This window comes from Bacillus cereus (genome assembly GCF_002564555.1).
In the GTDB taxonomy this organism is placed as follows: Bacteria; Bacillota; Bacilli; order Bacillales; family Bacillaceae_G; genus Bacillus_A; species Bacillus_A cereus_K.
Genome location: NZ_NUVD01000036.1, coordinates 1 through 22,149 on the forward strand (window position 1 = coordinate 1; position 22,149 = coordinate 22,149).

Consider the following 22,149-nt stretch of genomic DNA (forward strand, 5'->3'; position numbering starts at 1 on the left):
TGAAAGCGGGGGTAGTTCAAGGGGTCATGTAAAAGAATATGCTTCAATTCTCGGAAATAAGTTCTATGACCTTAACAATTATGAACAAGCCAGTAGATACCTTCACATTGCTCTAGATGCTGACAAAAAGGATTTAGAGAAGGGAGCCTGAAAATAATGAAAAAAGTACTTTTAACTGTAATGATTTTTACAGGGATTTTATCTTTTGGTACTGCTAATCAATCTATTGAAAAGCAATCAGTTAAAGTTAATCTACTTTGTTTAGATCATGGAGAAACTATCTAATTGAAAAAAGAGAGTGCCTTCTTTGAAAAGGACTCTCTTTTCGTATTTTGTTATTTATTATTCACATATGTATCAAACCATAAGTGGATATATCCAGCTGTAATACGTTGTGCTTCCATTAAACGTTTTCCAGTTACCGGTGTTACTTCAGCACGCCATTTATCAGCAGCGTCTTGTGATATAGCAGCATCTAGAAACAACTTTTTTGTCTTATCATTAACAATTAGTGGGAAATCTGCTTTTGCACCAACTGCAGAAGCATGAACCCAATCTTCTGGATTTACACTTTTCCAATTCCAATAGCCATTCCCATCTTTTACTTTATAATTGTCTTTCACAGTATCGACGAAGTTTTCATATTTTGAGTGTAAGGCCATAGGAAGCGAAACATTGGTAAAGTTCGCTGCATGCATAGGCTGATTAACATCCCCTAAATAATGAAGTGATAATCCTAAGTAGAAAAATGCATTTTCAAAATCTTTATTTTGATAGGATTCACCAGCTAATTTGAAATATTTTGCTCCTGTTTCTTTTGCATGTTTGGCAAGTGGAAGATACGTACTTCCTGTATCAGGATCATAGAAGTGTGAAGCGAATGTGCCATTATCAAAGTACGGATTTTCATAATCGGCAGAGTAGACACCCTTCTCTAACTCATTACGCCATTCATTTAATAGAGATATTTCATTTGGCTTCACAACGGTCTTATTTTGGGCCATAACTTCAATGCCTCTGTTAACAATCCATAAATGAGTACTTACTCCTTCATCATGGATGGCTTCTGCGGACCACTTATGACCAAAAGATGTCCCATATTGATGGTTATTTTCATGTGCAAACGCCACACTTTGAATAGGGGCTGATAAAGCAATTACTGAAGCTAAAGCAAAAATTTTTCTTTTCATAAATATTCCTCCATTTGATATATAATCTAACATCACCCTCATGTATAATCTTAGCATTGGCCAGTAAGGAAGTAGATTGTTTTTTGAATATATGTAAAATTGCATATTTAAATTCATTAAGAAACCTAAATAAACTGTTCAATGGTAGATTATGAAACATGGGCAAAAATCACAGAGGTTACTTGGATTGAGAACTATTAAGCACACAGTATTCTTGTTTAAAATGACCATCTGACGTATATAATTATGATTTCTATTGAATGTACGTTCAATGTGTTTTATTATCAATTGGCAATAATATTCTGTTCCGTTTAGATGAATAACTTATGTATTCTTTAAGAGTAAATAAGAGAAATATTTTTTCGCTATCAATAAAAGAACCGAGGAGATTTTACGAATGAAAAAAAGAATTGCAATCATAGAAGATGAAGACAATATCCGAGAAATATGCAAACGGTACTTAGAAAGGGAAGGCTATGAAGTATATACAGCTGTAAACGGAATAGAGGGTTGGTATATATTTCAGCAATATCAACCAGATTTAATCATTTTAGATCTGATGATGCCGAAAAAAGATGGCTGGGAACTATGCGAGGAAATTCGTCAACAATCTAATGTTCCTATTATTATGTTAACTGCTAGGTCAGAAGAAAGAAATCGAATTTTGGGCTTAACAATGGGAGCAGATGATTATGTAACAAAGCCGTTTTCACCTCGCGAATTAGTACTAAGGGTTCAAATTATATTAAGAAGAGGAAATCAGACAACTATAGAAACGAGAGAACCTGTATCAGAAGTAATAAAGTTCCGAGATTTGGAGATTTACCCAACGAAGAGATGTGTACTTGTTTGTGGGTGTGAAGTTGAGTTAACAAATAAAGAATTTGAGGTACTTTATTTAATGGCCACCCATCCAAAACAAGTGTTTTCTCGTTCACAACTCCTTGAACAAATTTGGGAGTTTGAGTATGAAGGATGTACGAACACAGTAACGGTATTAATGAGTCGTTTACGTGAAAAATTAGAGAAGAATTCAACAAAGAACCGTTGGATTCATACGGTTTGGGGAATAGGGTATAGCTTTGATTCAAATGGAGGAAATGAAACATGAAATTACGTTATCAATTGTTACTGATGAATCTATTAAGCATGAGTGTTATGGTCATTGCTATATGGTATAGTGATACGAAAATGTTACTTAAGCCGGAACAAACACGGTTATTAACAGGAATTGCAATCATAGCAATGATTTTTTCAACCTTTCTTTACTGGTTACTTACACGTCCTATTATGAGATCTATTCAAAATTTAATTGAATTAACAAAACAATTTAGTGATAGACATTTTGAAACGATATATATAATAGGAAAAGAACCACGAGAGTTTAAAGAATTAGCAACAGCTTTTCAACAGATGGCGAAAAAATTAGAAGAGGGGTTTACTAAGTTAGAGGAAGGAGAAAAAGCACGTACAGAGCTGATTGCGAATATTTCACACGACCTACGAACACCTATGGCTAGCGTACAATTGATGATAGAAGCATTACAAGATAATTTGATTGAAGATCCTGATATGAAAATGCAGTACATAACGACAATCCTAAAAGAAATACAACGACTAAATGGATTAATCAATGACTTATTTGATCTTTCAAAGTTAGAACTAGGACAAGAAGAGTTTTATCCAAGTTTATCACATGTGGACAGCGTTCTACTAGAAGTACTAAATTCACATTCTATCTTATTAGAGGAGAAACATATCCATTTACAATTACATGTTTCCGACACATTACCTCGACTTTGGATTATGCCATGTAAAATAGCACGAGTTATCGGTAATTTGTTACACAATGCAATCCGTCATTCCCCTGTATCTGGAAAAATCGAGCTGATTGTAGAAGACAATAAACAGAGGCAGCAAGTCAAATTTATATTGCGTGATGAAGGAGAAGGTGTTTCCCCTAATGATAAATTGCGCATATTTGAACGCTTTTTCAGAACTGACCCATCAAGAAGTTCACAATCTGGAGGTTCAGGGCTCGGATTAGCCATTGTAAAATCATTAATTGAACTGCACAAAGGAGAAGTTGGCGTTCGAGATCGTTCGGATGGTAAGCAGGGAAGTGAATTTTGGTTTACTCTTCCCATCACATCAGAAAAAAATAAGCCGGCTGAAAGACTTTTGTAACATTTACGTTAGAAAAATGAAAGACCTTCTTGTTAATATACTACTACACAGTATGTTACAGGAGGTTTTTTACTTTATGAAAAGAAAATATGTATGGTTTATAGGTTGTTTGATAATTGTATTGGGGATTTTATGGTCATTGTTCAGGCCAGAGAAATTATTTATTGATAAGAACGTGAATGAAGCATTGCCACAAACAGAAATAAAATCAAAAGAATCTCAACTACAAGAACAAATAGTAACCAAAGGACAGTTTCAGAACGGTGTCCATGAAACAGCTGGAGTAGCAACGATCTATCAATTAGCTGATGGTAAACATATTTTACGCCTTACTAATTTTTCAACTTCTAATGGCCCGGACGTTCGAGTTGTTTTAGTTCCTACGAAGCAATTGAAAAATAATGAGGATGTTAAAAATTATAAGTATATTGAATTAGGAAAATTAAAAGGCAACAAAGGCGATCAAAACTATGAAATTCCTAATGAGATAGATGTAAGTACATACGGTGCAGTTTCTGTATGGTGTAAGAGATTTAATGAAAACTTTGGTGCAGCTTATTTTGCAAAATAAAAAATAATAAAAACAGGTGATAGAGTTGAAATCTATCACCTATTTTTTGTAAAAAGTATGGAAGAAGGAGAAGTTGCGTGGAGATTTAGTGAGGGCAAGAACGAGCTGTATTTCTATAAATAACTGTAAAGAAGCAGAATTATCGTTTGGTAACACCCTCTTTGTTAGTGAATTAAATAGATCAAAATTCGTAGAAATCTGATTTATTTGTAATCTTACGAAAGACTTTTGTAACATTTATGAAAGGAATTAGAAAGATATTTATATTATGATGAGCTTCCGAACATTAAATTCAGTTTAATAAGTAGGAAAAAAATAAATAAACATAGAGTGAGGAATGACGTTATGAATGAGAAATACAAAAAAAGGATACCAAAAGTCCTACCTGTAGGAATTGCAATGGGTATTTTATTCAGCGCTACCCCATTAGCGGGTCCATTAACGGAAAATAAGGTAAAGGCAGATGTTGATACGGCCGCAACGATTATTACAACATTTGGAGAAATATATAATACGTTTCTTGCAGAGCCATTTGGGGAGTGGCTAGACGAAACCAGTGCAAAATCCCTTTATAACCGTGGTCTTGAAAACAGTGCTTACATAGCTCCTACTTTTCAAAAAGGAGAGTTTGGTATTACTGTGTTTGATTATTATAAAGATCAAAATTTTAGCAAGAAGGTTAAAGTTGCTTATGCTGATGGGAAAGTTGAATATAAAACAATCAAACATGGGCAACAACTTCGTATTAAGCAAGCTGGTACAATAGTAGACTTAAATCCTGATGAACCAGAAGTATCTAAACATAATCTTTTGTATATTACACAAAAACAATTAGATGAAGGAAAGACAGGTGTTGCTCTTACAAATTGGCAAACCTTTTATCTAGAAAGTAGCAATGAAGGTCATTACACTAATTTAGCAGATAAATTTGTAAGAAAAGCATTCCCAGGTGCTTATACTAAAGGTGGTGTGCTTGATGTCCGCTATAATTTTAGGGATCTTTTTAACCAACTACCAGAAGATAAACGAAAATTAGGAACAGCTACTTCAGAGCCGGTAGGTAAAGAAGTTCTTTCTAATTATGTTACGAATGATTCTAAAGCCCTTGCAGACTTTAATAACCGCGTAGTAAATGTATTTGCAGATACGAATCTGATTCTAGAAACAAAGATTTCATTAGGACATACTTCATTAGAGGGTGCTGATACAACTTATCAAATTATCCCGATTAAAAAAGGAAGCAATAAAGTAGTTGTAAAAAAAGGTTCGAAGTATCTTTCGGGGAAAGAAGGAAATGGACTTCAATATTCAGATTCGATTGGTGATGACGAAGTATTAGAACTTGTTCAAATCGAAAATTCTGCTGCCGACCTACTTAAATTCAATTTGATAAACAAGAATGGAACACGTTTGGCAGATACTAAGGATCGTAAAGGATTCACTACCAATAATGCGTTGAGTTCTGACATTCGTTTCCAAGGAAAAACCAACAATGAAATTGGTAATTGGTTAATTGATTGGCATCCTAGTAAGGTAAATGAAACAAAGAAACACGAAGGAATGACGTATGCCGGATTGGAGTTCAAACCTGATGAAAAAGATTCCTCTATATGGACTGCATACGATGCAGGAAAATTGATAACGAATAGTTGGATAAAGAGACAGGACTCTAATTATTATGCGGATTCTTCAGGAATTCTTTTAAAGGGCTGGCAAGAAATTGAGGGGAATACGTATTATTTTCATCCAACTGCTAATCACAGGGCCCAAGGAGCTAGCGGATCTGACTCATTCATTGATGGGAAGTACTATAACTTCAACGATGACGGTGTTCTGCAGAAATCAGCATGGAATGGTCTAGAATATTCCGATGCTTCAGGATCGTTTATTAAAGAAGGCTTGAAAGAAATTGATAATAAAATTTATTATTTTAAAGATTACAAGGCTACTACAAATGAATTGCGTCTAGAAGATCAAAATATCATTCTTCACTTTTCTGATAAAGGCGTACTTGAGAAGGCTTCTAGGCTGAATGGAGAAGCGCTAAATAGTGTGAATCATGTTACTCTTGATGAGAAAACGTTAGTGTTTGAAAAAGATGGTTCTATTAGAAAAAACGGTGTCTCTAAAATCTTTTTACCTGGATTATTTGATGAAAAGGATCAACCCGTACTGGTTTATTACAGTTTCGAAGAAGGGCCTGCCTATACTGGTTGGAAAGAAATTGATGGTAAAAAATATCATTTCGTGAGTGGCAAACACTATACTTTCGATGGTCATGAACCTATTGACGGGAAAAGATATTATTTTAATCAGGACGGAGCGGCTAAGCTAACTGGGTTTGATAAAGTTAACAATAAAATATACTATTATAACGATAAAGGCGAAATGCAAACAGGATGGCAAGAAATCGATGGTAAATGGTATTACTTCGATGAGTCTGGAGCAGCTAAAATAGGATGGTTCGAAGTTGGTGGCGGATACCATTTCCCTTATTACGGATACTTTACTTATTATGCTAAAGAGGATGGTTCTATTTATACAGATACCACGGTTGAAATTAATGGGAAAAACTATAATTTTGACAGCCATGGACACAAAGGCTATAAGTGATAAAAAAAAAGTCTATTTTTACAAGTATACTCATTTCTTGTTGATTCGATCCTTTGCGATTGACGAAAATATAAATATTTTTGCTCAAGTGAAATCACTCTATGAAGTTTTAAGAATTTCTTGCTGTTCAAATATTTGTTTTACTTAATAAGAGAAGACGAAGTAACGTAACGGAGAGTGTAAAGTATTTTTTGATATATGTATTCACAACACAAGAAACAAAGACCTTTGTAGATAGCTTGTTTGTTTTACTAACCTTACAGAACTGTCATCTTTATGTAAGATTAGTAGATAGTTCATTTCAACGTTTATATGTAATAATAAAATCATAAGAAGTAATAATTAATTTTAGAAATGATAAGAAAGTGTTGTTTATAGTTGTAACAACAACTATAAAGTGATTGAGAAAAAATTCAATATATACATAATCAATGGAGGTAAATATAGTGGCTTTAAAATTATTCGGTATCCTTTTTGGAATAGTATTAATATTATGGGGCGTATATAGAATGAAAAAAGATGATGCATTCGTAGGAAAAACCCAAACAAGAAAAAATCTTTTCAACTTGTTGATTAATGGACAGAGTTCTGGAATAGGACAATTATTAAGCGGAATTCTGCTTGTTATTTTAGTAATCGTATCCTTTATAATAAAATAATTTGCAAATAAAAGGAGCTAATATCTATAGTTTAGCTCCTTTTTGTTGTGATACAGTCTTTAAGCAAGAACGCGAATGTTTTAGAAATGGATATATTCTATAGAAGCATAGCTGGTACTCGATATCAATAAAATGCCTAATAACCATTTCGTTTTAATGTGCGATAAATCGTAGTTCTATCAACATTTAAAAAATCAGCAATCTCCTGTTTAGTTTTTCCCTGTTCAAGTAACTCGAGTATCAATTCAGTTTTAGACTTATTGATCTTAGGCGTTCTCCCCAGTTTCCCGCCACTTTCTACATACTTAATACGACTAACCTGTGTACGCTCCAGTATATAGTTTCGTTCAATATCAGCGAATAAAGATGGGATTGTAACCATTACTTTAGTAGTCATGTCATCTTTTTCTTCTTTGTTAATACTTATTGTATTTCAGTGTAATTTGTGGAGTGCTGTGATTTAATATTTCTTGCAATATAGCGACATCTTTTGTTTGTTTATAGAACCAATAACCGAAGGTTTTGCGCATATTGTGTCCAATATGTAAAATTACATAGGGTTGCTAGTCCAGATTAGTATATAATGTAATAGAACGGATTGGATTTTTCTTTAATCGTTAGATTCGAACCTAACGTCCTATCAAATTCGTAAAAATGTGTAAACTGAGCAACTTTGGAAAGGCATCCGGAAGGATGTCTTTTTTTTATGTGAACAACACTCAAACAGTATAGTGGTGAATACTATATCAAAAGAATATTGTATGTTTAGAAAAAATTTCTTATAAAAGAAGCACTTCTTTTTCAGCTGTGGATGTAATAGGAGAATAGGATCTAATTAATTTGTTAACAATTTCTTCTGATATATCATGAACACTGCCTAATTTTTTAATAGAAAAAAGATGTATTGAAAGGGTTAATATTAGAATTTTCACTATATTATAGAAAAAGTTATTATATGTATAAAATGTTAACATTCCAAAAGAATACAGGCGTTTCGTATTGGGAAAGGGAATCCATTATGTGAATCGAAATATTAAAAGGGGGAAATTAGTAACTATGAAAAAGATTTTAGGGGCTGCAATGAGTTTTATATTTGTTTTTATGCTTATAGGGGGAAATGATGTGTTTGCTAAAGAAACATCAGAGAACTTTAGTTTTTCTCTTGAGCAGGGAGGATCATTTAAATGGATGCCTGGAATGAATGATTTATATTTATTTGATCATCCAGTAAATGATGTGACAATAGGAGCAATGCAGTACACAAGAGATGGAAGTGAAGCAAAAGTTATGTATGAATTAATTCCACTTAGTCCATTAGGAAAGTCTTCTGCAAGAACACTAACAGGCATGTATACAAAAGAGCAAGGAAAGTTGTATTTTAATAATATTAAACGTGGTATCTATGTAATGAAAGTTACAAATCTTTCTCAAGGGCCTGTATCTGGAAATTTTTATGCGTTTTATTAGGATGAATATGGGGAGTAAGAAAAAGTCTCTCATAGAAGAACATGACTATTAAGTTAGCAGAAATAAACCAGTTGCTGAAAAGTAACTGGTTTATTTTTGTTAGATATACATTTATAATTTGGAACAAAAAGGATACCGATAGTGTTGTATTTTCTAATTTTAGAGGTTATTTGTATAAGCGACTAAATTTGTATTATTTTTCAAAAATATGTATTGCTTTTCATCATCACTTTCGATTAATCTAACTGTATAGTTTAAAGCTAAAAGTTATGATTAACCTAATGGTAGATACAGAATAAATAAAAGAAAAGGATAGTCAGATTTACTAACTATCCCTTTAATTTTATAAAACTTTTATTGTAATCTCTTTAAAGTATAAACCATCAGCAGAACTAATTGTTACTTTTGTAGTACCTCTATTTAGAATTTTCATGTTTAAATTGCCTGCTTCTGCATGTTCTGGGGCGATAGATGCCTCAAGAACATCACGATTTGAAACTGTAATTTGGGCACCTTTTAAAGTATAGGCAAAGTTAAAATCAACAAATGGCTCACGGTTTGTATTTTTATAAACTTTTGAAACTTTGATTTCTGCTGTATCAGTTACATTTTTATTCCCGAATTGTTTTGTATACCAACTAATATTAGAGAAGTTAACTGGAACCCTACTTAATAATTTTGTGCGACCAGGGCTATCAGGTAATTTTTTGAGTTCTTCTTGTACTTTTTTAATATCAGATTGCGTGATACCAACCTTAACAGGAGATCCAATTCCATCTGTAAATAATGATTCTAAAAGCTTTTGACCAGTTTGTAGTTCAGAGAAAAGGTTTTGAGCTTTTTCAATTTCTTTTAATAGATTTGTTTTGTTTTCAGTATTATTTAGTTGATCAACTTTCGCTTTGGCAGCATCAATGTCATCCTGTTTAATAGCAGCTTTTAACGTTTTATGATCATTGGCCGTGAATAAATCGTTAATCGCTTTTTGAGCATCTTGCAATTTGAAAGCCTGAGCAGAATTTAGTAGATTTTGAGCTTGTTCAATCTCTTTTAGTAAAGATTTCTTGTCATTGTTGCTAGGAAGTTGGTCAACATTTTCTTTTGCAGTATCAATACTTGCTTGTGTAGTAGTTTCTTTTAGTGCTGTATGATAATCATCCGTAAATAGATTATTCAAAATTTTTCGAGTTTCATTTAGTGAATTTAATAGATTTTGAGCTTTTTCAATCTCTTTCATTAGAGTATTTTTGTCTTTTTGATTTGATACAAGTTGTACTTTCTCTAGTGCTTTCTCGATGTCTTTTTCGCTAAGTCCATTATTTAATGCGATGTGATTTTCGTCTAAGAAAAGATCATTCACATTCTTTTGAGCATTGCTTAAATTTGTTACTTCTTGTTCTTTGAGAAGGCGCTGAGCATTTTGAATTTCATTTAATAAATCTGTTTTATTTTGGTTGTTAGGAAGTTTGCTAACATTTTCTTTTGCAGTATTAATATCTTGTTGAGTTGTTTCTGCACCTAGTTTGGAGTGAGCATCATCTGCAAAGAGTCCATGCACAGTGCTACGTGCATCGTTTAGTAAGTTAAGTAAATGTTGAGCCTGTTCCATTTCTTTATCTAATTGATGTTTATGTTTTGCATCAGGAAGTAGCATTACTGCTTTTTGAGCTTCATCAATTTCATTTTGAGAAATATGAGCATGTAATGTGGAATAACTTTCATCAGCAAATAGGCTATTCACTGCTTTTTGAGCTTTTGTAATAAGATTGTGACTTACTGTAATACCAACTCGCGAATCTTGTTGGACTTTTGTATCGCCATAATAACCGTAGTAAGATGCTACACTGTAAATAAGCTTCTCATCTTCAGCATCTTCTGGGACAATGAATTCCTTCTGAACAGTTGCTTCTTCTCCAGGTGATAAAATATTGTCAGCACCAATGTCGGCATATTCCTGATGCATACCAAGATGCCAATCCGCGCCCCAAACATTCGTTAAGTTTCGATTACCCGTATTTTTAATTTTATAAGTATAAGTTATTTTTTCCCCAGGTGTTACAACTTCTTTATTCGTTGAAATTCTTAATGAAATCTCTGGCTTCACTACATCTACGGTAATAGATGATTTCTCCGCTATTTTTATTTGTTTTCCATCAGCAGTACCGTATACAGTAGCTAGGCTTCGAAAAGTTTTCCCCTCTTCTACATCCTTTGGAACAGTATATTTTTTGGAGAGTGTAATTGTTTCTCCAGGTCCGAAAGCGTTATCATTACCTAAGTCAAAATATTCTTGCAGCATGTTAACATGCCAGTCTACAACCCACACATCTTTAATTACTTTATTCGTTGCATTAGTAAGTTTGTATTGATATGTTATTGTTTCGCCTGGCATAGGAGTCGGGTTACTTGGAGTGACCTTTAAAATCATATGACCAACTTGTTCCTCACTACTAATCTTAGAAACTGTGTTTTGTGCTGCAGAGGCTTCGGGCACAACCGGGGCTGCTAATACAGATAAACATAATAGTGATGCGACTACCTTTCTTTTAGTATTTTTCTTGTGTGATTCTTGCATGGAATAATCCTCCTTGAAATGATATTTTTGTCAAAATTTAATTCGGAAACAACTTTATAACATTTTGAAAAAAAAATCAAACTCGAATTTTTTAAAAAATAGACTTATGAAAGTCTATTTTTTTTCATAAAAACAATAAATTGCAAATTATGAAGGGGTAAATTTATAAAAAATTTAAAAATGTATGTGAAGGAATGCGAATGAAATAAATTTATTTAACTTTGAGAAAAATATAGAGGAATAATACAACATTTATAGGCAGTAAGGGCTATAACAATGAAGGTTTCCATGTATATAGATTTCTTAAAATAGAACACTTTATAAACCTTAAATTTCTATTTTTGTAAAAATTAAGGTTGAAGTTTGGAGGAAAACGAGATAACCTAATGATTGTGCATTTAGTTATTTGGAAAAATATATCATTAAAACCTTACAGGATTGCTCTATGAGGACTATTTTTTATATTTAACACTATCAAGATAGTATTAAATATAAAAAAAGGATGTATAGGAGGTGCTTTAACAGTATATTTTTTCGCTCGTTGTTTTTCAGATTAATGATAACGTATACATTATAGCATTTGTTTATTTAGATTCAAATGACAGGGGAGAGGTAATATTATGAATAAGTATGTAGTTAGAATGGGGATAAGTTGTTTATTGATAGGTATGGGGGCAGGTTGTTCCAATAAGCAAGAAGAGAAAACAAAACAAGAGGTAAAACAACAAGAAGAAAATAAAGAGGAATCAAGAGTAGCTTTTCCTAAAGAGGCTAAAGAAACAGGAAAAGTTAATTTGAAACTAATTACACATAATGACCAGCAGGAAGAAGGAGGGATTCCAGTTTTAAAGGTGGATCCTAAATTAGAATTGGCACAAATTCAAATAGAGTTAGAAGGTTTAACAGCAAAGGAAGAGGTTTATATATATGTCGATCAGAAATTTGTTACAAAAGAAGAAGTAACAAAAATATTTTCAACTTTTATAAATTTAGAAGGTGATTTATTGAAAAAAGGGGAGCACACAATTTCAATCGCCCAGTATAAAGATAAGGGTCCGAAAAACGAATTAAAAAACTACAAAGAAGCAAAATTCAAAATTGATTAATGGAAGTAGTGTGTGCTTATAAAAAGTAAATATGTCAGAATATTTTAGTGAACAGCGGCTTAATAAATTGAAACGTATCATTAACTACTAAAAATACCTACATAGATATCAAAATTTAACTCTCTACATTCATAATGAAAGAGTGTTTTGGATAAATTGTATACAGATATCTCTATAGGGGGAAAGGTTTGAACATGTACATAAATAAAAAAAGAGTATGGATTGGCTTATCTGTATTATTCTTAGGTTTTACGATAATTTATTTCACCAATATGGACTATCTATTATATTGTGGGAAGGTAGTTTTGTCTATTGTAGTGGCGCTTTTAATATTTTTCACGCAATTCCAAGGGGTTCTTTCGTTGTATCAGGTAATGATTAGTTTGTTAGGCCTTTTAAAAAATAAAAAGATGTACCGAGTGGAAAATGAGTTAGATTCTACTCGTTTTGCAGTATTAGTTTGTGCTCATAATGAAGAGAGTGTTATTGGACAAATTATTCAAAACTTAAAAAAGGTGGATTATCCAAAAGAAAAATATGATATTCATGTTATTTGTGATAATTGCACGGATGGAACAGCTCAAATTGTTCGGAAAGCTGGAGTGAATGCCTGGGAAAGACAGGATCCTGAAAAACGAGGAAAGGGTTATGGACTAGAGTGGATGTTTCAAAATTTGTTTTGTTTAGAGAAAGAAAACAAGAAAGTCTATGATGCCGTTGTCATACTGGATGCAGATAACATCGTGTCACGAAATTTCTTACAAGTATTAAATTATAAGTTAGTAGCAGAAAAATATGAAGTGATTCAAGCGTATTTAGATTCAAAGAATCCAACAGATAATTGGATCTCAAAGTCATATGCAATTGCTTATTGGTCAACAAACCGATTGTATCAATTTAGTAGAGGAAAGTTAGGATTATCAGCTCAACTTGGTGGAACTGGTATGTGCTTTTCTATGCAGGTCTTAAAGGAAATAGGATGGGGAACACAAAGTTTAACGGAAGATTTAGAGTTTACAGCTAAATACATATTCACAAAAGGAAAATCTGTTGGGTGGGCACATGAAGCAAAAATATTTGATGAAAAACCGACAGATTTTAAAGTATCTTTTCGACAACGTGTTCGCTGGATGCAAGGACATATGGACTGTATGGTTCGCTACTCCGTACCACTTCTTAAAAATTTCCTACAAACATTTAATATAAATGCACTAGATATGTGTATTTATCTTATTCAGCCAACGAGAACAATGTTATCAGTAAACTCCATTATATTATTTTGTTTAACATATTATGAATTACTTCCGTCGTATATAATGCCATATGTATTAAGTCCATGGATTTGGTTGATGATAGCGCTATCTTTTTATTTATTACCGATTATTGCGCTAATACAAGAAAAACAGATTAAGAATGTAATCTGGACACCTATTGTTTATATTTTTGGCTTTTCTTGGGTTCCAATTATATTATTAGGTTTTATAAAAAGAAAGCAAAAGGTATGGGTTCATACTCCTCATAATCGAGTGATGGATAAGGAAAAAATGTTAAAGATGGAGGAATTAACATAAAAACTACCATAAAAAATTGGTAACCGGGGGAGTAAAAGGTGAGTTTATTACTTTTATTAATAATATTATGTAAGCTGTTTGTTGGATATACAGACTTATACGAACAATTTAATATTAATAGTTTTTTAATGGATTCTTTATATATTATATTTTTGTTTTTTTTAATCAGAAGTTTTGCATCGAAAAAAATACGAATAATTTTATACGCTGGGATAAGCATATTAGTAGGAATTATCTTGCTTACTTGTGTGGTATATAATAGATTTTATGGTGTAATGCCGACCTATCACACTTTATTGTTAGTAAATCAAACTACTAAATTAGCAGATAGTATATCCTCTCTTTTAAGTTGGAAAGACCTTTATTATGTTGGAGATATAATCCTTTTACCTTTTATCATATATAGGGCATTTCAACTTAATAAAGAACATAGAGATATACGCTTTTCAAAGAAAACGATAGGAATTGCTTCTCTTTGCTTTATATTTATAATTTCTACATTTGAATACACATTAAATAAAAAAGATATATTAAATGATAAGAAGAAAGCTGAAAAAATGGGTATTTTTTCATATAATTTATCATTCCCTTTTAATAGTATATTCCCTTTGAATAAAGCTTACTCTATGGAGAATAAGCAAATAACGAATGAAATGATTAGGGAAATAAAAAAAGAAAAATTAGTGAAGAACCCTGAATATGAAGGCGTTGCAAAAGATAAAAATTTAATTATTCTTCAGCTTGAATCACTACAAGAAAATGTAATGGGCTTAAAAATTAATGGGAAATCAATCACTCCCAATTTAGATAATTTACGTGAACAGTCGTTATCGTTTTCTACATTTTTTCAACAAACAGGTAAAGGAAACACAGTTGATGCAGAATGGAGTGTAAATACATCAACCTATCCAGGTAAACATGAATTAAATGCAAATCGTTTTGCAAATCGTGAAGTCCCAAGTTTACCGAGATTATTAAAACAATATGATTACGTAACAAATACATTCCATACAAATGATTCGGAATTTTACAACCGAAAGCAATTATATCAAGCACTAGGGTTTGATAAGTTCTATGATCAAAAATATTTTGGGAATAAAGATGTGATAGATTTAGCTTCTAGTGATCATGTACTATATGAAAAAACACTTCCAATTTTGAAGAAAATAGATGAAAAAGGTAAGAAATTTTATGCTCATATTATTGCATTAAGCAGCCATCACCCTTTTAAAATACCAAGTGAAAAACAACCTTTACCTTTACCAAAAGAGTTAGAGGGAACGGAATTTGGGGATTATATTCAAGCGGTTAATTATGTGGATAAAGAATTAGGTTATTTTATAGACGAACTAAAGCGTGAGGGATTATGGGAGAAATCGTTATTTGTCGTATACGGAGATCATCATATTATTGATACAAATTCTTTACCCAATAATTCAAAAAAATATTTACCTGAATCACATGTGAAAAATGGACAGTTTGACCCGTATCGTATCCCGTTTATTATTCATTATCCAGAATTAAAAGAAGGGAAAGAAATAAAAGAAATAGGTAGTGAGATTGATATTTTCCCAACGATTATTAACTTATTAGGAATTCAGCCGAAGGAACAAGTTATGTTTGGACAAGATTTATTAAATACTAAGGACAACATTATTCCGCAAAGATACTTTTTCCCAGATGGCACTTTCATACATGAGAAGTATTGTTATATCCCGGGTGAAAGATTTGAAGATGGACAAGCTGTAAATTTAAATGGAATGAGGGTTCCATTAGAATCCGAAATAAAAGAAGATTTTATGAGAGCAAGAAAATTATTGAATTTGTCCGATCAATATCTTAAAAATCTTCCTGTAAGAAGAGATTAAATGGAGGATTAGTCATGAAGAAAATGATATTTATTATTTTATGTAGTAGTTTTTTTCTCTTTACATTTTATCGCATTATAGATACACCCCACATATTAAATTTCTTATTTCCTGGATATGAGGAGGAAATTAAAGAAGCATAAATGTTAAAAATTTCAGATGCCTGCGGGCATCTTTTTTCATTTTATCGTTTTCAGCCAGAATCAATAATCTCCTATATATTAAAAGAAATATTTTGTCTAGAACAAAACACACCCTAAATTTTTTAAGATTTTACATTATATGCAATAATGCATATAGTATAGAGTGAATCCGGAAAATTATATATAATTATATTAGATTTCAAGGAAGGGAGATGAAAAGTATGCTTACAAATCTATTAAACTTAGTATCAGGCTTATTAGGTACTCTTATTGGCTAAGTAAAAAAAGTTCTGAACCAGAACATTTTTTTACAGCTGAACAGATTGATTTTATAAATCAATCTGTTCTTTCTAAATTTAAGTATATTTTAATTAACAATAAATCCTCTAAAATATTGACTTTAATTTTCTTCCCCATGATATTTTAAATATTACAAAGAAAAGAACATCAAATGAAATCATAAAAAAGTAGCCAAGGTATATACGATGTCTCAAAACTATTCCATTGACAAGATAAAAAAGAAATTAGAAGGTCGCGTTTCGAACAACAGCAGCAGCCCTCAAAAATAAAGTTTTTAATTCATACTTCATCATTTAATATATAATTATTATACAATAAATTTAAGTTATTAAAACCTAACTTGAATGCAGCTAAAGACAGTTGGAAAATATTAAAAACAGATGCTGTCACATTAAAATAAGCGATAAAAGAATTAAAAGTGGAAACTGTTTCTCCACAAAAATAGGAGAATATCAGCATAGCCATTAAATTAAAATTATGTAGAATTTTCAACAAAAATAGCCACCCTTTTACGGAGTATCCATGAAAGGGTGGCTATTTTTATGTCTTCAATACGTCTTACAGAAGAACTATGGTTATTAGATCAGGCGGATAATGCTTTTACTTGAATGAATTTTCTTTTTCCATGATTACCCACCTTTTTTAGAATAGGACTATCAGTAAATCCAAGCCTAGGAGATTACTTGCAAGAGTCACGGAGTTTTTGCACCAGGATCATATTTAATTATTATTTGAGAGGGAAATAGATGTTTTTTAAATCGAAATATTTGACTTGATAAAATATAAAATACTATTGTGCCAGTAATATAAAGTTTGGAAATAAAATAAAAACAGACGATAATTAAGAAATTTGAAAACGTTTTCTCAACATCTGAAAATTCAGAATACAACAAAAGGGATTGAAGTTACGATGGTTAATTGTTAATATATTCCTTGTATTACCAATATATTGAAAAAGGGGGAATTTACATGAAATTGAAAATGAAAATTAAAAAAGCTACGCAACGAGATAATCAATGTGTTTGTTTATTATTATGCTAGTTTTGAATTGAAGAAGGTGTGTAAACACCTTCTTTTTCAATGGAATGGAGAGAAAGAATATGAAATTAAAAACGAGTCTGAACTTTAGAGGGTATCCTGATAAAAATGAGGTTGTTTATTATGATGGGGAAGAGCGAGTTATCGAAGTAGATGAGTTTGAGAAATTGTGGTCGTTATTAAAAGTTTTAGAAAACCCTAAAGGTGATATCCTAGAAAACATATATGCTTGGAAGATTAAGAATAGAATGGAAGATCAAGAATTACAAGATATTATTGAATTTATAAATGAGAACCATCTTGTATATAAGCAACGATATGAAGGGGAGACGGAAGAACAGTTATTTAACTTTAGAAATTCGAACTATTTTAGTGTGCATGATCGTACTGTATATGCGGATACAATTGTCCAGAAGATGAAAAGTCTAAAAGTAGTTGTTATTGGAGCTGGTACGATTGGTGCTACGTTATGTATGACACTATCTAAAATTGGTGTTGGTGAAATTATTATTATCGATTTTGATACAGTGGAGAGTAAAAATATTAGAGCACAAACAGTATTTCAAACAGAGGATATTCATAAGAAAAAAATAGATGTAATTCAGGAAAAATTGAATAGAATGGATCCTTATGTAAAGACGCAAGGATTTGATATGAAAATAGAAACAATTCATGATTTACTACAAGTAGACTTGAGCGGGGTAAATTATATTTTTGGAAGTTTTGATGAAGCCTCATTACAGCTGCATAAAGATATTATGGATTACTGTGATAAAGAAAACATGAAGTATTTTTTAATGGGATATCATAATGATTTTGTAAAAGTACTGAATGTAAGTAATTACAATGATGGTAATGTAATACTTGAAAATAGCTTTAAAAATTATCATACAGATCACGTAATTTGCGAAAATAGGGGGACAATTATTCAAAGTTTGGCTGTTTCACTTATTATTACCCGTATCTTATTTGAAGATATAACAAATGAAAAACATCATTTAAAAGATGGGTATAGTTTTGATTTTATAAATTTCCAAACTACAACCAATAACACATTTAAGCCTCAATATGAAACATTTATACAATCAATAATCCCACTCGAACCAGATAAATTAAGAAGGCAGATAAAGGAAATTTCTAATGTTTATTATGCAGCAGGACGAAACCTGCCAAAGGTAATGGAACTTGAAATACTATCTATGCACCAAGCTTTTGATATTTTAATTCATATGGATCAACTGTCTCATTTACAACTGGAAGAGGCGTATAATGAATTTCTTACACTCATGAACGATATAGAGGAATTAGATGGGAATGAAGAAGAATACGAGCGATACTTACAGATAATTCGCAGCATTCGAATTCCTTATGATGGTGAGATATATTCTATATTTGAAGCCTTTGAAATGATGCGTAGTTTGCAAAATTATGGCCAGAAGGAAGAGCTTCAAAAAGATATTTATGATATTTTGAAAAACAAAGGAAATAAAATTCTTCAGTTTTTCATAAAGAGTAAGAAAAGATACTTAGCTATGGAAAGTTCAAATTATTATATGGAAGTATTTGGCGTGAAGGAGGAAACGTTATTAACGTTTGAAGAGAAATTACAGCAGAAATTTCATAATCTTATAATGAAAAGTTTATCACTTATGTTTCCAAATTCATCTGGGGAAGTTCAAGCGAATTTCTTAACATATAATGATGAACAAAGAACAACAGTATCCATTGAAGAGGCGAAAGAATTAATAGTAACAAGTTTGAAGAAACATGGACAAGATCGATGGACAAACTATATTGAACGGATGTTTCAAGACAATCTCATACAAATATATAATGAGGTGGAAGTGAATAAAACTTATTATTTTCCAAGTATAAAAGAAAGTAGAATTTTATGTAATTATCATGACGATGTAGATAGTTTATTTATATTGTGTCATGAATTAGGGCATGCATATTTTAATAAAAGTTATGATGAATCATTTTTTGACGATAGCACACAGTTATTAAATGAAGTGTTGGCATATTATTTTGAGATTACATGTGTACAAGCGATTTTACGGAATAATGATGTAGGAGGAGATATAAGGAAAGAAATCGCAAGACAGTATGTGAAAAGAATTCATCAAGTTGTATTATCTACATATAGCGTCCATTTATTTGAAAAAAGTTTAATAAAACATGTACAGGAGTATGGAGAAATCTCAATAAAAGAGTTTTTGAAAATACGAGATGAGTATAATAAGCATCCTTTTTTTGAAGGTATACGATTTCAAAATGAAACATACTCCTATTTCAATCCTCTTTTGAAGGCTTCCTTTATCTTTGAATTTGGTGATCACGTTTTGCCACCAATTGCATACTTACTTTCAGTTAGGTTATGTCGTGAAGAAAACTCAACTATCCCAAAAGATATTCAAATACAAGAAGCGTTATTTAATGGGATATATCGTACAGAAGATTTTTTAAATTATATGTCAAAAGAGCTATCATACGGGGAATTTATGGAGCAAGCTATGGATGAATTATTACAAAAATTACATAGACTTCAGTCTGTTATGTTAGAAGAGGGAGTGTATTCTGACTAAAAATATAATGGCGTAATTTGAATGGTTTCTGCTTAAATATTTTTAATGAGGAAATGTATTTATTGCCAATAATTACTACCATTATTTACACGATCTGTTGTAGCAACAGATACTACAGCAACAGTTAATGCTGATTCAGTTACTGATTGAACCCCGTTTGTTAGGTCATTCATTGCTGTTGAACTTTCATGAATATTAGTAACTTTTCCTTCTATTTGTTTATTTACTTCATTGAATGGATAAGAGAATACATGCGATACTCGCTGTAATCATTAATGTATTCAACTTTGTATCAATTTTACTGTTTTTTAGAAATGACATTAAACCACCACTTTATTAAATCTTTATATTACGTTGTATATCTTATAATAAAAACCAACAAATAACGATATGTTTTTTAGAACTGTTGTTATTTGTTGGTTTATTTGTTAGTTTATTTGTTGGTTTATTTGTTGGTTTATTTGTTGTTTATTTGTTGTTTTTTTGTGTAGAGAAATATGTAATTTTACATTTTACAAATAAAGGAAATTGATAGCCGAAGTACTATTAAATTATATTAAAAAAATTTAATATCAAAAAATTAATATAAATAAATGAAAATCACTATATTTTAGGTTTAATTACACTGATATAATTACTTCACTTAATGAAATAATTAATAGTATTTAACTTTTTTAAATATAATATTTTTTTATGTATACAAAAAAATATCTGAATTTTCAAATGTTAATGACGGAATTTTACTGTTTACTTATGAAAAACAGAGTGTTTAAATGAGGGGGAAGTAAGGTCCTTACATTATATAAGAAGTAAATGATAAATAGAATTTATCATTCTATCCGAAAAAATACTCCTGACTCAATTGTGTGCAAGGAGTGAGCCTAGCGCTAGGTCGTTCAAGTTGTATGAATAAAATTGTAAAAAGACAATAGTGAAGAGGTGTACTGAATGAAAAATAAAATACTTACAGGGTTTTTAATAACATCCATTGTTAGTGGGACGAATATTCCTATAAATACTCTCGCAACGCCAATCGTCCAGGCAGAAACGCAACAGGAAAATATGGATATTTCCTCATCATTACGAAAATTAGGTGCACAATCTAAATTAATCCAAACATATATAGATAAAGCTTTAATGAGTCCTAATGTACAGCTAGAGGAAGTTCCATCTTTAAATACGAACCAATCCCTGATCAAACAAGATATGAACGAATGGTCATCAGAACTTTATCCAAAATTAATTCTATTAAATTCAAAAAGTAAAGGATTTGTAAACCAATTCAATAGCTATTATCCAATATTAAAACAGTTTGTAGACAATAAAGAAGATAAAGAAGGGTTCTTGGATAGAATTGAAGTTCTTCAAGATAAAGCTACGATAAACCAAGAAAGTGTACAACGTCAGATTAATGAATTAACAGATCTTAAATTACAGATTAATAAAAAGCTTAAAGATCTCGATAGTGACGTGACAAAAGCACAGGGTGTACTAAGTTCAGAGGGAACAGGGAAAATAGACCAGCTAAAAAATGAATTGCTAAATACCCAAAAATCAATTCAAAGTGATTTACAACAAATAGCACTGTTACCAGGGGCTTTAAATGAACAAGGATTTAAGATATTCCAAGAAATTTATAGTCTTTCAAAAGATATCATTGAACCGGCTGCTCAAACAGCGGTGGCAGCGTATAACAAAGGAAAAGAAATCAACAGCTCTATTTTAGAAGCAGAGAAAAAAGCAGAGAAAGAAGCGAAAGAAAAAGGAAAATCTGCTCTAGAGATTGAAGCTGCAAAAAAAGAAGCCCGTGAAGCAATTGAGAAAAGCAAACAAGCTGAAATAGCTGCAGCTGCAATTACAAAGACAAAAGAGTATGACCTTACGAAGGTTATTGACCCTGAAAAAATTAAAAAAACTTATAGTGCCTTCGCTGAAGTAAATAAACTAACAACAGAGCAGCGAGCACATTTAGATGATTTAGAGAAACAAAACCAAAAATTTTATGATTTAACAAAGAACCTAACAGTAGCAGATTTACAAAAGTCTATGCTTCTTATTATGCAAAATGATTTACATACATTTGCAAATCAAGTAGATGTAGAACTTGACCTATTAAATCGCTATAAAGAAGATATGAATCTAATTAAAAATAATATTACAAAATTGTCTACTAATGTTGATACAACTGATCAGCAGTCTCAAAAAGATACATTAAGACAGTTAAAAAATGCAACAAGTTACCTTGAAGAACAAGTTAATAAGTTTTAAAATTGCGA

Annotated in this window: 15 protein-coding genes and 1 pseudogene; 13 read left to right on the forward strand and 3 right to left on the reverse strand. The window is 31.3% G+C overall.

The window, feature by feature from the left end; all coding sequences use genetic code 11:
- Positions 1-156: 156 nt before the first annotated feature.
- Entirely contained in the window at positions 157-285 is a 129-nt protein-coding gene (locus COI75_RS27350; protein ID WP_000757040.1) for a hypothetical protein, read from the forward strand.
- Positions 286-335: 50 nt separating this feature from the next.
- On the opposite strand, the gene COI75_RS16905 is transcribed toward COI75_RS27350, so the two are convergent.
- Entirely contained in the window at positions 336-1,190 is an 855-nt protein-coding gene (locus tag COI75_RS16905) for a phospholipase C (RefSeq protein ID WP_000823154.1), read from the reverse strand.
- Between the two features lie 397 nt (positions 1,191-1,587).
- On the opposite strand from COI75_RS16905, the gene COI75_RS16910 reads away from it, so the two are divergent.
- The 5 genes from COI75_RS16910 to COI75_RS16930 all read left to right on the forward strand — a co-directional run bounded on the left by COI75_RS16910 (position 1,588) and on the right by COI75_RS16930 (position 7,220).
- Positions 1,588-2,301 carry a response regulator transcription factor gene (locus tag COI75_RS16910; protein WP_000745801.1) on the forward strand — a complete coding sequence of 238 codons (714 nt, stop codon included), beginning with the start codon at positions 1,588-1,590 and terminating at the stop codon, positions 2,299-2,301.
- Positions 2,298-3,377 (forward strand): sensor histidine kinase, encoded by a 1,080-nt coding sequence (locus COI75_RS16915; RefSeq protein ID WP_000776988.1) that lies wholly within the window; start codon positions 2,298-2,300, stop codon positions 3,375-3,377. The genes COI75_RS16910 and COI75_RS16915 overlap by 4 nt, the downstream gene beginning before the upstream one ends.
- 76 nt (positions 3,378-3,453) lie before the next feature.
- Positions 3,454-3,948, forward strand: coding sequence for a DM13 domain-containing protein (locus COI75_RS16920; RefSeq protein ID WP_000824725.1), 495 nt, complete (start codon positions 3,454-3,456; stop codon positions 3,946-3,948).
- A gap of 345 nt (positions 3,949-4,293) precedes the next feature.
- Complete coding sequence (locus COI75_RS16925; RefSeq protein ID WP_098448497.1) at positions 4,294-6,561, forward strand: N-acetylmuramoyl-L-alanine amidase family protein; 2,268 nt, start codon at positions 4,294-4,296, stop codon at positions 6,559-6,561.
- A 446-nt stretch (positions 6,562-7,007) separates the two neighbouring features.
- The gene (locus COI75_RS16930) at positions 7,008-7,220 is read left to right on the forward strand and encodes a hypothetical protein (protein WP_001185471.1); all 213 of its coding nucleotides are present in this window, start codon (positions 7,008-7,010) and stop codon (positions 7,218-7,220) included.
- 136 nt (positions 7,221-7,356) lie between these two features.
- Here COI75_RS16930 and COI75_RS27355 read toward each other — a convergent pair.
- Positions 7,357-7,756, reverse strand: a pseudogene (locus COI75_RS27355) (helix-turn-helix domain-containing protein); the annotation flags it as partial.
- Positions 7,757-8,276: 520 nt separating this feature from the next.
- Between COI75_RS27355 and COI75_RS16940 the strand changes: the two are divergent.
- Positions 8,277-8,687: a hypothetical protein gene (locus COI75_RS16940; protein WP_000721841.1), complete on the forward strand. Its 411-nt coding sequence runs from the start codon at positions 8,277-8,279 to the stop codon at positions 8,685-8,687.
- 343 nt (positions 8,688-9,030) lie between these two features.
- Here the strand turns inward: COI75_RS16940 and COI75_RS16945 are convergent, their stop codons facing one another.
- Positions 9,031-11,262, reverse strand: coding sequence for a toxin Cry1Ac domain D-VI-related protein (locus tag COI75_RS16945; protein WP_098448498.1), 2,232 nt, complete (start codon positions 11,260-11,262; stop codon positions 9,031-9,033).
- Between the two features lie 620 nt (positions 11,263-11,882).
- Between COI75_RS16945 and COI75_RS16950 the strand changes: the two genes are divergently transcribed.
- The 6 genes from COI75_RS16950 (at position 11,883) to hblC (ending at position 22,141) form a co-directional block, all read left to right on the forward strand.
- A complete protein-coding gene (locus COI75_RS16950) occupies positions 11,883-12,368 on the forward strand; it encodes a hypothetical protein (protein ID WP_098448499.1) in 486 nt (161 codons plus the stop codon).
- A 194-nt stretch (positions 12,369-12,562) separates the two neighbouring features.
- On the forward strand, positions 12,563-13,939 hold the full coding sequence (locus tag COI75_RS16955) for a glycosyltransferase family 2 protein (protein ID WP_098448500.1): 1,377 nt from the start codon (positions 12,563-12,565) through the stop codon (positions 13,937-13,939).
- 626 nt (positions 13,940-14,565) lie between these two features.
- Positions 14,566-15,807: an LTA synthase family protein gene (locus tag COI75_RS16960; protein ID WP_255265687.1), complete on the forward strand. Its 1,242-nt coding sequence runs from the start codon at positions 14,566-14,568 to the stop codon at positions 15,805-15,807.
- 14 nt (positions 15,808-15,821) lie between these two features.
- Positions 15,822-15,950 (forward strand): hypothetical protein, encoded by a 129-nt coding sequence (locus COI75_RS27360; protein WP_000738191.1) that lies wholly within the window; start codon positions 15,822-15,824, stop codon positions 15,948-15,950.
- Positions 15,951-17,350: 1,400 nt separating this feature from the next.
- Positions 17,351-19,873, forward strand: a complete 2,523-nt coding sequence (locus COI75_RS16970; RefSeq protein ID WP_098448503.1) for a ThiF family adenylyltransferase — start codon at positions 17,351-17,353, stop codon at positions 19,871-19,873.
- Positions 19,874-20,821: 948 nt separating this feature from the next.
- Positions 20,822-22,141, forward strand: coding sequence for a hemolysin BL lytic component L2 (gene hblC, locus COI75_RS16980; RefSeq protein WP_098448504.1), 1,320 nt, complete (start codon positions 20,822-20,824; stop codon positions 22,139-22,141).
- Positions 22,142-22,149 lie beyond the last annotated feature (8 nt).

What these genes read in the sequence shown, in the direction of transcription:
- COI75_RS16920 (WP_000824725.1), top strand. Translation starts at nt 3,454, where the DNA reads ATGAAAAGAAAATATGTATGGTTTATAGGTTGTTTGATAATTGTATTG.
- COI75_RS16915 (WP_000776988.1), top strand. Translation starts at nt 2,298, where the DNA reads ATGAAATTACGTTATCAATTGTTACTGATGAATCTATTAAGCATGAGT.
- COI75_RS16950 (WP_098448499.1), top strand. Translation starts at nt 11,883, where the DNA reads ATGAATAAGTATGTAGTTAGAATGGGGATAAGTTGTTTATTGATAGGT.
- COI75_RS16960 (WP_255265687.1), top strand. Translation starts at nt 14,566, where the DNA reads ATGGAGAATAAGCAAATAACGAATGAAATGATTAGGGAAATAAAAAAA.
- COI75_RS16910 (WP_000745801.1), top strand. Translation starts at nt 1,588, where the DNA reads ATGAAAAAAAGAATTGCAATCATAGAAGATGAAGACAATATCCGAGAA.
- COI75_RS16905 (WP_000823154.1), bottom strand. Translation starts at nt 1,190, where the DNA reads ATGAAAAGAAAAATTTTTGCTTTAGCTTCAGTAATTGCTTTATCAGCC.
- hblC (WP_098448504.1), top strand. Translation starts at nt 20,822, where the DNA reads ATGAAAAATAAAATACTTACAGGGTTTTTAATAACATCCATTGTTAGT.
- COI75_RS16940 (WP_000721841.1), top strand. Translation starts at nt 8,277, where the DNA reads ATGAAAAAGATTTTAGGGGCTGCAATGAGTTTTATATTTGTTTTTATG.
- COI75_RS16925 (WP_098448497.1), top strand. Translation starts at nt 4,294, where the DNA reads ATGAATGAGAAATACAAAAAAAGGATACCAAAAGTCCTACCTGTAGGA.
- COI75_RS27360 (WP_000738191.1), top strand. Translation starts at nt 15,822, where the DNA reads ATGAAGAAAATGATATTTATTATTTTATGTAGTAGTTTTTTTCTCTTT.
- COI75_RS16970 (WP_098448503.1), top strand. Translation starts at nt 17,351, where the DNA reads ATGAAATTAAAAACGAGTCTGAACTTTAGAGGGTATCCTGATAAAAAT.
- COI75_RS27350 (WP_000757040.1), top strand. Translation starts at nt 157, where the DNA reads ATGAAAAAAGTACTTTTAACTGTAATGATTTTTACAGGGATTTTATCT.
- COI75_RS16955 (WP_098448500.1), top strand. Translation starts at nt 12,563, where the DNA reads ATGTACATAAATAAAAAAAGAGTATGGATTGGCTTATCTGTATTATTC.
- COI75_RS16945 (WP_098448498.1), bottom strand. Translation starts at nt 11,262, where the DNA reads ATGCAAGAATCACACAAGAAAAATACTAAAAGAAAGGTAGTCGCATCA.